The following is a 13,799-nucleotide window of genomic DNA, read 5'->3' as shown; positions in this document are numbered from 1 at the left end:
AGAATATTGATTTCAAGGCTTTTAAGCTGATTTTGATATATAATTTTTTAATTATATAAAAATTTGACATATAATAGAAAATTATATATAATCGTCTTGTATATAAAAATTATATATATAAAATGATTATACAAATAGGCCTAAAATTTGTAAAAGATAAGAAGAGCTGGAATGAGATAGATTCCAGTCGTCATTTTAAATTGTATCTAAGGAGTAAGAAATCATGCCAAAAACGTTATTTCTCTGGCTTTTGACAGTCCTAAGCTTAGGACTGGTAAAAACGCCTCAAGCTAAGACGATGGAGCAATCTTTGAAGTCTAACACGGCGGTCATTCAGATTAGCCAAAAAATTCAGGACCATGTCAAGAAAGATGATGCGACAAGGGTGGCTGTAGAAACTGTGACCTTTGATTAGATGATGCAAATCATTGCGTAAGAAAGGAGAAAGATATGTTAAGAATTTTTATCCGAATGGTATACAGAAGTATCGCCTATGCGATTGTTGAAGCTAAATAGAAAGGAAATATCATGAAAAAATCATTTATTCTAATTCTTTTAACGATTATAACTCTAGGACTCTTCCGACCAATTACAGCCTTGGCTGAGGAGCAGAAGTTGCCGTCTGGTACGGACCGTGACAAAATCGGTCAGAAAATCCAAGACTTTGTCAAGGAACATGAAAAGACAATGGCCGGTATGGAGACTGTTATCTTTGACAAGAATGGTACAATTTATCAAGGAAATTTCGGTTATATGGATAAAGAAAAAGGCATCAAGGCCGATGACGATAGTGTCTTTGAATGGGGATCTGCTGGGAAGCTAATGGTCTGGGTATCGGTCATGCAGCTCTGGGAAGAGGGCAAGGTTAATCTTGAAGAAGATATTCGCAATTACCTGCCTGAGGGATTTCTCAAGACCCTCCGTTATGACAAGCCCATTACTATGTTGGATCTAATGAACCATCAAGCAGGCTTTGAGGACTCTTCTCACGCTTATCTAGAAAATAAAGGGCAGAATATTGAACAAATCCTTGCGATCAATCAGCCAGCTCAAATCTATGAACCAGGCACTATGACTGGATACTCTAACTTCAGTACGGGACTGGCAGCCTATATCGTTGAGCGAATCTCCGGTCAGAGCTTTGCGAACTATGCCCGCAAGCATATCTTACAACCATTAGGTATGAACAAAACATCTCTTTTAACTGGCTATATAGATAATGATTACGTCCTTGAGAAACGGAAGGAAGAGATGACTTATGATATCAATGGTAAATCTCTAGGTGTGAATTACATGAATATCGGTCTTTACCCTGTCGGTCTTACAGCGAGTACCATGGGTGATTTTCAGAGATTTGCCCAAGCACTTTTGAAGAAGGAGAAGCTTTTCAAGCATGCTGAGACTTGGACTACCCTTTATACGGCAACTTCGAATTATCCGGGAACGGATATGCCGCTCAATATGCATGGCTTCTGGACCCAAGAATATGGCACGCCTCTTGTCGGTCACGGTGGCAATTCCTATGGTTTTTCTTCTTATCTCTTGTTAGATTTGAAAAATGGTATTGGTATGACCATTATGACCAATCAAGGGCATGAAGAGGTCTATAATTACGATATGCCAGCTCTTGTCTTTGGAGCTAAGAAAAAGACTCCGCAGGAAACTTTCGACAAATTTCCAGCGGGAAATTACCGATCAGCAAGATATTATGAAACAGGCCCCCTGTCTTTCACTAGAATATTCCCACGTACCAGTTATGTTACAAATTCAGCTGATAATAAATTTTTGAACGGTGATTTTGCAGTAGTCAGTGAGCAAAATGGAACAGCAAAAGTAACATATGCCTATGGTGATTCTTTCAAAGTAAAAGATATAGACGTGATGAGAGATTGGGCGGTATTGATTTCCATGGTAGTAGGAGTTATCTATGCTTTACTTCAGCTTTTGGTGCGAGGCGGTCTCGATCTTTTCCGACTAGTATTCAAAAAAAATCAGTCTAAAACACCTAAAGAACTTCGTATATGGACCTATCTGACTTCCCTAGCAGCAGTGGGAGTTGCTGTCAATTTCTATTTCCTTTTCTTAGCTTTAGGAGCAAGTGACCCTAGCTACCTTTCTAGTTGGCGCTACATGGTCTTTGCCGGTCTGGGATTGATTCTGGCTGGCTGTGCAGTCTTCCCACTTCTGACCAAGGCAAGAAAAGGATTGAGCAAGAGCCGACTTTTCCTGACTGTCTTGACTAGTCTGTCAGCTCTGGTCATCGTTGCCAATATTCTCTACTGGTCACTTTATCAGTTCTGGGCGCTGTGATAAGTTGCCTGCCTTTCTGAAGGGATGCGGGCTTTGTCTACGTGATTTTGTAAGGAGAATCGCATGAAAAAATCATTTATTCTAACACTTTTAACGATTATAACTCTGGGACTCTTCCGACCAATTACAGCCTTGGCTGAGGAGCAGAAGTTGCCGTCTGGCACGGAGCGCAGCCAAATTGGTCAGAAAATCCAAGACTTTGTCAAGGAACATGAAAAAACAACAGCTGGTTTGTCGACGACGGTCTTTGATAAGGATGGCACCATCTACAAAGGAAACTTTGGCTATATGAACGAGGAAAAGAAAGTCAAAACGGATGATAGCAGCGTTTTTGAATGGGGATCAGTTACCAAGCTGACGGTTTGGGTCTCCGTCATGCAGCTCTGGGAAGAGGGAAAGATTGACCTAGAGGAAGACATCCGCACCTATTTGCCAGAGGGATTTTTAAAAAAACTTCGCTATGACAAGCCGATCACTATGATTGACCTCATGAACCATCAGGCGGGATTTAGCGAGTCAATTCAGGGCTATAAGGAAGAGACAGGATTGACAATTGAGGAAAGCTTAGCCAATAATCAGCCAACCCAGTCCTACGAACCCGGCACCATGACCAGCTACTCAAACTTCTCTGCCGGTTTGGCGAGCTATATCGTCGAGCGAATCTCCGGACAGGACTTCTCTACCTATGTCCATGAGCATATCTTCCAGCCATTAGAGATGAATGATACAGCTATGTCTTCAGATTTGAAGGATAATCTTAAGGTTTATAAGAAGCGAATGGAGGCCTTGTCCTATAGTGCAGATGGTCAGACTTTGAAGGGGACTGCCTATTTATACTCAGCGCTCTATCCAATGGGAAATGCTGCCTCTACCATGGCTGACTTTCAGAAGTTTGCCCAAGCGCTTTTGAAGAAAGAGAAGCTCTTTCAGCGAGCTGAGACTTGGGCGACCCTATACACAGTGACCTCGACCTATCCAGGGACAGAGCTGCCGCTCAATATGCACGGTTTCTGGGCTACAGAGTTTGGCATGACTGTTGTCGGCCATAGCGGTAATACCTTGGGGTATTCCTCTTACATCCTGCTAGACTTGAAAAATGGCATCGGTATGACTGTCATGACGAATCAAGAACACGAATTCGCCTACAACCATGAGATGCCGGCTTTGGTCTTTGGACCTAAGAAAAAGACGGACTCAGCCACCTTTGACAAATTCCAGTCTGGAAATTACCGATCTGCTCGCTACTTTGCCAGTGGTCCTATGTCTATCTCTAGAAGCTTATTCCTTTATACTCGTTTTGTCAAGAAATCCGAGGACAATCCACTTTTGAGTCAGGATTTTTCAGTAGTCAGTGGCAGCGGAGATAAGGCCAAGGTGACAGCTTCCTATGGCGATAACTTCAGAGTCAAGGATAGCGAAATTTTGGCAGACTGGGCCATGCTTATTGCAGCGGTAGTCGGAATTGTTTTCAGTATCATTCTCTTTTTGGTACGGGGTGGTTTAGATCTTTTCCGATTGGTATTCAAAAAAGGCCAGCCTAAAACACCTAAGAAACTTCGGATTTGGACTTATCTGACCTCTTTAGCAGCAGTAGGAGTGGCTTTAAATTTTTATGGCCTTGTTGCAGCTTTTCTAGCAAGTAATCGTAGTTACCCCTATAGCATATGGCCTTATATAGTCTTTGCAGTTCTAGGTTTAATCTTAGCAGGATGTGCCATCTATCCGCTCTTTAGCAAGGCTCGAAAGGGACTTGGCAAAGGTCGGCTCTTATTGACAATCATGAAGAGTCTATCTGCTCTCGCTATCGTAGCTAACATTCTTTATTGGTCGCTCTACCAGTGGTGGGCGATGTGATAAGTTGCCTGTCCTCCTTCGGGAAGGTGGGCTTTGTCTGCATAATTCTGCAAAGGAGAATCGCATGAAAAAAATATTTATTTTTACACTGCTAACTATTTTAACATTGGGGCTTTTTCGCCCAGCCACTGCGCTAGCTGAAGAGCAGAAGTTGCCGTCTGGTACGGAGCGCAGCCAAATTGGTCAAAAAATCCAAGACTTTGTCAAGGAACATGAAAAGACAACAGCCGGTATGGCAACAACCATTTTTGACAAGGACGGGACTATTTACCAAGGCAGTTTTGGATATATGAACAAGGAAAAAGGCATTAAAGCCGACGACAACAGCGTCTTTGAATGGGGCTCAGTCGGGAAACTAGCTATCTGGGTCTCTGTCATGCAGCTCTGGGAAGAGGGTAAGATTGACCTTGACGAAGACATTCGCACCTATCTGCCAGAGGGATTTATGAAGACTTTGCGCTACGACAAGCCCGTTACTATGACAGACCTCATGAACCATCAGGCCGGCTTTGGCGAGTCTACCCATGCCTACAAGGAAGATAAGGGCTTGTCTATTGAGGAGATTCTGGCAGTTAATCAGCCAGAACAGTCCTACGAGCCCGGCACCATGACAGCCTACTCAAACTTTTCTGCTAGTCTGGCAGCCTACATCGTCGAGCGAATATCTGGTCAGGACTTCTCAGCCTATGTCCATGAACATATCTTCCAACCACTAGGAATGAAAGACACTGCTCTATCAGCCGACTTTAAAGAAAATCCAAAGATTTACCAGAAGCGGATGGAGCAAATCTCTTATCGGGCGGACGGGACATCTATGGGAACTAGCTATTTTCATTTAGGACTTTACCCTGCAGGGAATGCCGTCTCTACTCTGGCTGACTTCAAGAAGTTTGCCCAAGCGCTTTTGAAGAAAGAAAAGCTTTTCAAGCACACTGAGACTTGGACAACCCTTTACACGGCAACCTCGAATTATCCAGGAACGGATATGCCGCTCAATATGCACGGTTTTTGGACACGGGAGTACGGCACGACGCTTGTTGGCCATGGAGGAAACTCAACTGGCTACTCATCTTATATTCTGCTGGACTTGAAAAATGGTATAGGTATGACTATTATGACGAATCAAGATCATGAGTTGGTTTATAACTATGAAATGCCAGCCTTGGTTTTTGGACCTAAGAAAAAGACGGACTCAGCCACCTTTGACAAATTCCAGTCTGGAAATTACCGATCTGCTCGCTACTTTGCCAGTGGTCCTATGTCTATCTCCAGAACCTTGCTTTACACTCAGTTTGTTGAGAAATCCAAGGACAATCCGCTTTTGAGTCAGAATTTTTCAGTAGTCAGCGGTAGTGGAGACGAGACTAAGGTAACAGCTTCCTATGGCGATAACTTCAGAGTCAAGGATAGCGAGATTCTGAAAGACTGGTCCTTGCTTATTTCAGCGGCAGTCGGAATTGTTTTCAGTATCATTCTCTTTTTGGCACGGGGCGGACTGGATCTCTTCCGCTTGGTCTTCAAAAAAGGTCAATCTAAAACACCAAAACCTCTTCGTATCTGGACTTACCTAACTTCTTTAGCTGGAGTAGGTGTGGCTATAAACTTCCTCCTCCTCTTTAACACATTTGCTACCAGTGATCTGACCTTTTTAGCTAGCTGGCGCTACATTGTTTTTGCCGGTCTGGGATTGATTCTGGCTGGCTGTGCAGTCTTCCCACTTCTGACCAAGGCAAGAAAAGGACTGAGCAAGAGCCGACTCTACCTGACTGTCTTGACTAGTCTGTCAGCTCTAGCTATCGTTGTCAATATTCTCTATTGGTCACTTTATCAGTGGTGGGCATTGTGATTATTTTCTTGTCTTTTCTGGGGGAATGGACAATCTTGTGAAGGAATATCTCATGAGGTAAATCGTTTGATTAATTCTTTTTACAATCTTAAGGTTAGTGATTTTTCAACAGGAGCTGAAGTACAATAGCTGTCTTTTATACAGAGCGCGGCTAAATGAGGCAAAAAATCTAGGACCTTATCAGACTACAAAAAGCAAGCAGATAAAATCAAACCATTTAAAGGAGAAAATTCGATGACTAATGAAACAAGAAGCAAACCACAACCAAAACTAGTCTGGCCATTTTTGGCCTGGAACTTCGGCTGGACTTGGGGATTTATGTTGCTAGCTATCATTCTCAAAAATCTCTGGCCGGAAAATCCACCCGTACTTTATCTGACTCTGGAAGGCCTCCTAACGAGTCTCAGTATGTTCGGACCGGTGATAGCAAGCCTAATAGTGCTGAAAATAAAAGGCTTCAAAGCCATCTGTTCCTTTATCTTCTCAAGCAAGAAAGGGACTTGGCTCTATCTCCTACTCTTCAGTGGAGGTCTGACTGTGACTTTTGCATTAGCTTCCGGAGGCAAGTTGGTAGACGGGGCTCTGCTTTCATTTATTGGATCCTTTATCTACCTTATGACTTTGGCTGGCGGCATGGAAGAGCCTGGCTGGCGAGGCTTTCTGCAGCCGGCTTTGGAAAAGAAGTTCTCTATGCTTATCGCCTCCTTGATAACTGGACTAGTTTGGGCTTGCTGGCATATTCCTCTCTGGTTTTATGACCGCTTTTATGATCGAAGTCAGAATCCCTTTCTAGTCTATATCATTGTAACTATAGTCCAGTCTATCTGGTTTGCTGCACTGCATAAGAAGACGAAATCTGTCCTTGCCTGTATGATTTTCCATGCCCTACTAGATATTCTGATAGAAACTTTTGTCGGCATCAACCTAGCTGATAAGTTTGATTTCTCTCAGGTTAACTCCCTCTTTTACCTTGGCGGCTTGGGCATTCTGACCCTTTACAGTATTTATCTCTGGTATCGGGCGGATAAGGAAGAGAAAAACGCATGATTAAAAAACAAGAATAGCCTGATTCTAAAATTAAAAGGAGACTGTACAAATTATCTGACCTTAGCTCATATGAATCTTTGAGTCGAACAGAAAGGAAATGCTATGAAAAAATCATTTATTCTGACACTTTTAACGATTATAACTCTAGGAATCTTCCGACCGACCGCTGCTTTAGCTGACTCGCAGAAGCTGCCGTCTGGTACGGACCGTAGCCAAATCGGTCAGAAAATCCAAGACTTTGTCAAGGAACATGAAAAGACAACGGCCGGCATGGCAACAGCAGTCTTTGATAAAAACGGAACCATCTACAAGGGAAATTTTGGCTATGTGGATAAGGAAAACAAAGTCAAAGTTGACGATGACAGTGTTTTTGAATGGGCTTCAATCACTAAACTGACGGTCTGGGTATCGGTCATGCAGCTCTGGGAAGAGGGCAAAATCGACCTAGAAGCAGACATCAAAACTTATCTGCCAGAAGGCTTTCTCCGCAATCTTCGCTATGATAAGCCTATCACCATGCTGGATCTGATGAACCATCAGGCTGGTTTTGATGAAATGCCACTCTACAAAAAGGGAGACAAGAGCGACTTGGAAGAGCAGTTCCGTGATTACCAGCCTATTCAGTCCTTTGAGCCGGGTACGACGACATCATACTCTAACTTCAGCACGGCTTTGGCATCTTATATCGTGGAGCGGATATCTGGGCAGAAGTATGCAGACTATGTCCATGAGCATGTTTTTGAGCCACTGGACATGGATCGGACTGCTATCTTGCCTGACTTATCGAACAACGCTTATGTACAGGAAAAGCGCAAGGAGGATAAGGGCTATGATGACCAAGGTAAGCTCTTGGGAGATACACCATTTAAGCTCTGGATGTACCCAGTCGGAGGGGCTGTGGGGACTCTAGGAGACCTGCAGAAATTCGCCCAGGCCTTGCTGGAACGTAAGACGCTCTTTCATCATCCAGAAACTTGGACCGAGCTTTACTCAACAACCTCTACCCACCCTGGTACGGATATTGTTCGTAATGCTCATGGCTTTTGGGCCAGTCACTACGGTGTTACCTTGCTGGGACACAGTGGTAATGCTGATGGCTTTTCTAGCTATCTCTACTTGGATCTGAAAAATGGCATCGGCCAAGTCATCTTAACCAATCAACTGTATGAACAAGTTTACAATGTTCAAATGCCGGAGCTGATATTTGGCAAGATGCAGACTGTCAGCGAAGCTACTAAAAAGCAATTCAAGCCTGGCTCTTACCACTATCTGAGAAGCTATAATAGGGGGCCACTGTCCTTCATGCTCATGATTCCCGGGGCCATCCAAAAGATTAACAAAGTCTCAGATCAGCCGGATCTGCTGAGCACTTTCTGGACTATTGACAAGAGTCAAGGTGCTGACCGCCTCGAATTCGGTGTCCTTAATGCAGAAAGGATTTCCGATTCAGTTCTCTTTAGGCATTATCTAGTCGTGTTTCTCGGAGGTTTGGCACTCGTGTTTGCTTTTGGAAATGTCTTGATTAGTTTTCTGATTGGCAGTTTCCGTCTTATCCTGCGTAAAGCTAAAAGTTCGGCTCCGCGCTCTTGGAAGGTCTGGAATTACCTGACTTCTCTAGGAATGATCCTTTTTGCAGGCAATCTTATTCTGCTTTTACTGGCTGCCATGAACCAGGACTACTCAATTGTTCAATCTTGGCGCTATATGGTCTTTGCAGGTTTGGGACTATTCTTAGCAGGCTGTGCGGTTTATCCGCTCTTTAGCAGGGCTCAAAAGGATCTCGGAAAAGGTCGCCTCTTCCTGACGGTTCTGACTAGTCTATCTGCCCTAGCTATTGTCGCCAATATTCTCTATTGGTCACTTTACCAATGGTGGGTGATGTGATATAAGTTGCTTGCCTTCCTTTGGGAAGGCGGGCTTTGTCTGTGTAATTCTGCAAAGGAGTATCTCATGAAAAAATCAGTTATTCTCATACTTCTAACTATTTTAACATTGGGGCTTTTTCGCCCAATCACTGCATTGGCTGACTCTCAGAAGCTTCCTTCGGGCACAGAGCGCAGCCAAATTGGTCAGAAAATCCAAGACTATGTCAAAGAGCACGAAAAGACAACAGCCGGCATGGCAACTGCGGTATTTGACAAGGACGGCACTATCTATCAAGGAAACTTTGGTTATATGGACAAGGAAAACAAGCTCAAGGCCGATGATGACAGCGTCTTTGAATGGGGCTCCGTGACCAAACTGACCGTCTGGGTCTCTGTTATGCAGCTCTGGGAGAAAGGTAAGATTGACTTAGAAGAAGATATTCGCACCTATCTGCCAGAGGGCTTTCTTAGAAATCTCCGGTATGACAAGCCTATCACCATGCTAAATCTGATGAACCATCAGTCTGGATTTGATGAAGCCCCTCTCTATATGCAAGGGGGCAAAAGTTTAGAGGATTTGCTGCTCCAATATCAGCCAGCTCAGTCCTTTGAGCCGGGAACAACGACAGCTTATTCCAACTACAGTACGGGGTTGGCGGCCTACATTGTGGAACGAATTTCTGGGCAATCTTTTGTTGATTATGCCCATGAGCATATCTTCCAGCCTCTGGGCATGGAGAGAACGGCTATAGCTCAAGACTTGTCTGACAATGCTTACGTTCAAGCCAAGCGCAAGGAAGTAAAAGGATATACGACAGATGGCAGCCTGTTAGGAGATGCACTTTATGAAGTCGGCCTGTATCCAGTTGGTCGAGCCACAGGAACATTGAGTGATTTTCAAAAATTTGCTCAGGCTCTGCTAAGTCGTAAAACTCTCTTTACTCGGTCGGAGACTTGGGACAAACTATACACCGGCACTTCCTATTATCCTGGTACAGACATCGTTCGTAATGCTCATGGCTTCTGGGCCAGTGAATTTGCCGTTACAGTGCTAGGGCACGGAGGGAATACAAATGGTTTTTCCAGCTATCTCCTGCTGGATCTGAAGGATGGTATCGGTCAGGTAATCATGACCAATCAAGGTGTGGAAGAAATTTATAATGATGGCATGCCAGAATTGATTTTCGGAAAACGTCCGACAGCCAGTGCAGAGACTCAGAAAAAGTTCGAACCAGGCTATTATCAAATTCTTCGGAATTTTAATCAAGGTCCGCTTTCTTTGTATCAGCTCTTTCCAGGTAATATGCTTCATATGAAGAAGCCGTCCTCGGAGCGAATGGATCATTTGTTTTGGACTATTTATAAAAGTGGAAATGGCAAAACGCGAATCGCTACTCCGGTCAGTGATTTTGAGAAAGTCCCTGACTGGGAAATCTGGACTAGGTTTGGGTTGATTGCTTTGGCAGCTCTAAGTGTCGTTTATGCTTTGGGCAATCTACTTGTGCGATCTGTGCTAGTCCTTTATCGACTGGTTTTTGGAAAAGAAAAAAGCAAGCAAAATCGAACTTGGAAATGGTGGCACATCTTGACAGCTGCAGGAGTAGTGGCCGCGGCTTGCAATTTACTGATACTCCTGCTTAGCTCAAGCACTACGGATCTCAGTATCATCGCTCAGTGGCGTTATATGGCTTTTGCCGGTCTGGGATTGTTCTTAGCAGGATGTGCGGTTTATCCGCTCTTTAGCAAGGCTCGAAAAGGTCTCGGGAAAGTCCGCCTCTTCTTGACGGTTCTGACCAGTCTATCTGCACTCGCTATCGTAGCTAATATCCTCTACTGGTCGCTTTACCAATGGTGGGTGATGTAGTTTAAAAATTATGAAACAAGAAAAGAGCCGGCTTATAAGCTGGCTCTTCGTTTGGTTTTATACATTCAGTACCTTGTCCAAGAAGTCTTTGAGACGTGGGTGCTGCGGATTGTCAAAGATTTGGTCAGGCTTGCCGTCCTCTAGGAATTCACCATCAGCAGTAAAGATAACGCGGTTGGCTACTTGACGGGCAAAGCCCATCTCATGGGTCACAATCAGCATGGTCATACCTTGCTGGGCCAGATCCTTCATAACGTTGAGAACATCGCCGACCATTTCAGGGTCAAGGGCAGAAGTAGGCTCATCAAAAAGCATGATGTCTGGATTCATAGCCAGACCGCGAGCAATAGCTACCCGCTGCTTCTGACCGCCGGACAGGCTGTCAGGGCTGGCATCAGCCTTATCAGCCAAGCCAACCTTTTCCAAAAGCTCCATCCCCAGCTTATTTGCTTCGTCTTGGGTCAAGCGCTTGTGCTCAACAGGAGCAAAGGTGATATTTTCCAGAACAGTCATGTGCGGGAAGAGGTTGAAGTGCTGGAAGACCATACCGATATTTTCACGGACCAGATCCACGTCAGTCTTTTTGTCCGTCAAATCAAAGCCATCAACCGTGATGGTTCCGCTAGTGACTTCCTCTAGCAGATTGAGACTGCGCAGAAAGGTTGACTTACCAGAACCGGAAGGACCGATGATGCAGACCACATCGCCCTCGTAGAATTTAGCAGTAATCCCCTTTAGGACTTCGTTTTCCCCGTAGTATTTATGAAGATCGTTCACATCGATTTTTAATTTTGCCATTACTTAATCCTCTTTTCTAAGCGTTTTGCCAAGCGGGTCAAGAGCGTGATAATGATGAGATAGAGCACAGCTAGGATAGCATACATCCGGAAACTCTGATAGTTGCGGGCGATGATGTCTTTACCCGTTTTGAAGAGCTCGGCCAGTCCAATAGCTGAGACAATCGTTGTATCCTTGAGTGCGATGACAAACTGATTGACAAAGTTTGGCAGCATAATCTTAGTTGCCTGTGGCAAGATAATCTTGCGCATGGTCTTGGAGTAGGAAATCCCCAAGCTGCGGCTGGCTTCCATCTGTCCAACAGGAACGGCCTGGATACCTCCACGGACAATTTCTGCGATATAGGCGCCAGCATTAAGAGAGAGGGCGATGGTTCCTGCAACGAAAGCATTGATTGGGCTTTGTTGGCCAGTCATGGATTCGATTAGGTTAGGAATACCCCAGAAGATAAAGGCCGCCACAATCATCAGCGGAATACCACGAATGACATCAACAAAGATTTCTGCAATCCAGCGCAGCGGTTTATAAGGGCTGACGCTGAACATACCAAAGATAATCCCGATGACCATAGCAATCGCAAATGAAATCAGTGCCAAGGCAATCGTCACCCCCAGACCTTTAAGAAGTTCTTGGTAGTTGTTTTGCAGCAAGCCCCAAATAGTTGACTCATCTACTGTGGATTCCTTTTCCTCGCTAGCCAGATACTTGTCTAAAATCTCTTGGTACTTGCCGCTTTCTTTGAGGTTGGCCAGTCCATTGTTAAACATCTCAATCAGCTCAGGATTGCTGCCTTTTTTGACTGCGAAAGCGACTTGGCCGCTTGGCGTCCCTTCAATAGGTGTTTTAAGTTTCTTACCTTGTTTGATAGCGTATTTGACAACGGGCTCATCATCCATCACAGCTACGACGGAGCCAGTATTAAGGCTGTCGTACATGGAAGCTGCATCTGAGAATGTTTTGATAGAGTAGCCGTACTTGCTCTTGTTTTCCTCAAGGAAAGTCTGAGAAGCGGTACCAGTTTTGACACCGACTGTCTTGCCTTTGAGTTCTTCGTAGGACTTGATATTGCTGCTGTCCTTGACTGCCAAGATAGAGTTGGCTGTGTAGTAAGGGTCAGAATAGTCAAAAGTTTTCTTGCGAGCATCAGTGACAGACATGCCGGCGATAATTCCGTCAGCCTGACCGGTCTGAACGCTATTAATAGCTGCATCAAAGCCAGGATTGGTGACTTCCACAGTAAAGCCTTGGTCTTTGGCAATAGCCTTAATCAGCTCCATGTCAATACCAGTGTATTGGTTGCTGTCATCTTGGAAGACAAATGGGGCAAAAGATGAGTCGCTGGCAATGATGTATTTGTCTTTTGTCGGACTAGCTTTTTGACCGGCAGGAGTAGAAGTCTCTGGGACGGCGGAGTCAGAGCTGCCTTTAGAAGCCGTCCATTTATTAATGATTTCATCCAGACTGCCGTCTTCCTTCATCTGCGCCAAAGCTTCGTTAAACTCAGTAACTAAATGCTCGTGCTTGCTGCCTTTTTTGACACCGAAAGCAAAACTTCCAACAGCCTCACCCTTCATAGAAATTTTCAGGTTTTGGCCTTGATTGATGGCGTACTCAATGACAGGCTGATCATCCATCACTGCATCGACATCACCAGCAGAAAGGCTGTTATACATCAAGTCACCCGTGTCAAAGGTTTTGAGGGTGTAGCCGTACTTATCCTTGTTCTTCTCAAGGAAACGCTGGGCAGCTGTTCCGGTTTTGACACCGACTTTCTTTCCTTTCAGTTGTTCATATTTGCTGATGGTGTTTGCCTTGGTCGTCGCGATAACGACCTTAGTGTCGTAGTAAGTATCAGACATGGTAAAGACTTTTTCACGCTCGCTTGTCTTGGTCATGCCAGCCATGATGGCGTCTGCTTGACCAGCTTGGACGGCATTGACAGCTGCATCGAAGCCTGGGAAGCTCATGTCAATGTCCCAGCCCTTGATTTCTGCGACCTTGTTGATGATATCAACGTCAATCCCCTTGTAAGTCTGATCAGAATCTTTAAATTCAAATGGTGCGTAAGCAGTATCGGATACGATTTTGATCGTATCTGCCTGGGCTGTCGCCCCTAACGCAAAAAATGGAAATAATGTTAGCAAGACTGCTAAGAATTTTTTCTTCATTTTCTTCCTCCTTTTTAGCATTCTAGCATTATAGCAAAAAATCACTG

At 44.5% G+C, this 13,799-nt stretch carries 9 protein-coding genes; 7 read left to right on the top strand and 2 right to left on the bottom strand.

Features of this window, described 5'->3' with window-relative positions; translation table 11 throughout:
• Positions 1 to 223: 223 nt before the first annotated feature.
• From J1C77_RS06995 to J1C77_RS06965, 7 genes are all read left to right on the top strand, one after another.
• Entirely contained in the window at positions 224 to 415 is a 192-nt protein-coding gene (locus tag J1C77_RS06995; RefSeq protein WP_002920936.1) for a hypothetical protein, read from the top strand.
• A gap of 113 nt (positions 416 to 528) precedes the next feature.
• Positions 529 to 2,310, top strand: coding sequence for a serine hydrolase domain-containing protein (locus tag J1C77_RS06990; RefSeq protein WP_002920937.1), 1,782 nt, complete (start codon positions 529 to 531; stop codon positions 2,308 to 2,310).
• 63 nt (positions 2,311 to 2,373) lie between these two features.
• Positions 2,374 to 4,164 carry a serine hydrolase domain-containing protein gene (locus J1C77_RS06985; protein WP_002920938.1) on the top strand — a complete coding sequence of 597 codons (1,791 nt, stop codon included), beginning with the start codon at positions 2,374 to 2,376 and terminating at the stop codon, positions 4,162 to 4,164.
• 64 nt (positions 4,165 to 4,228) lie between these two features.
• Positions 4,229 to 6,010, top strand: coding sequence for a serine hydrolase domain-containing protein (locus tag J1C77_RS06980; protein WP_002920939.1), 1,782 nt, complete (start codon positions 4,229 to 4,231; stop codon positions 6,008 to 6,010).
• Between the two features lie 234 nt (positions 6,011 to 6,244).
• A complete protein-coding gene (locus J1C77_RS06975) occupies positions 6,245 to 7,057 on the top strand; it encodes a CPBP family intramembrane glutamic endopeptidase (RefSeq protein WP_002920940.1) in 813 nt (270 codons plus the stop codon).
• Between the two features lie 102 nt (positions 7,058 to 7,159).
• A complete protein-coding gene (locus J1C77_RS06970; protein WP_002920941.1) occupies positions 7,160 to 8,941 on the top strand; it encodes a serine hydrolase domain-containing protein in 1,782 nt (593 codons plus the stop codon).
• Positions 8,942 to 9,007: 66 nt separating this feature from the next.
• On the top strand, positions 9,008 to 10,786 hold the full coding sequence (locus J1C77_RS06965; protein WP_002920942.1) for a serine hydrolase domain-containing protein: 1,779 nt from the start codon (positions 9,008 to 9,010) through the stop codon (positions 10,784 to 10,786).
• A gap of 57 nt (positions 10,787 to 10,843) precedes the next feature.
• On the opposite strand, the gene J1C77_RS06960 is transcribed toward J1C77_RS06965, so the two are convergent.
• Together J1C77_RS06960 and J1C77_RS06955 are read right to left on the bottom strand one after the other, a co-directional pair.
• A complete protein-coding gene (locus J1C77_RS06960; RefSeq protein WP_002895249.1) occupies positions 10,844 to 11,584 on the bottom strand; it encodes an amino acid ABC transporter ATP-binding protein in 741 nt (246 codons plus the stop codon).
• A complete protein-coding gene (locus J1C77_RS06955) occupies positions 11,584 to 13,752 on the bottom strand; it encodes an ABC transporter substrate-binding protein/permease (protein WP_042762828.1) in 2,169 nt (722 codons plus the stop codon). Before J1C77_RS06955 ends, J1C77_RS06960 begins: the two co-directional genes overlap by 1 nt.
• Between the last annotated feature and the right edge of the window lie 47 nt (positions 13,753 to 13,799).

This window comes from Streptococcus sanguinis, assembly GCF_050223295.1.
In the GTDB taxonomy this organism is placed as follows: Bacteria; Bacillota; Bacilli; order Lactobacillales; family Streptococcaceae; genus Streptococcus; species Streptococcus sanguinis_X.
Note: the sequence above shows the minus strand (reverse complement) of the source record. Positions and strands in the feature narration are given on the sequence as shown.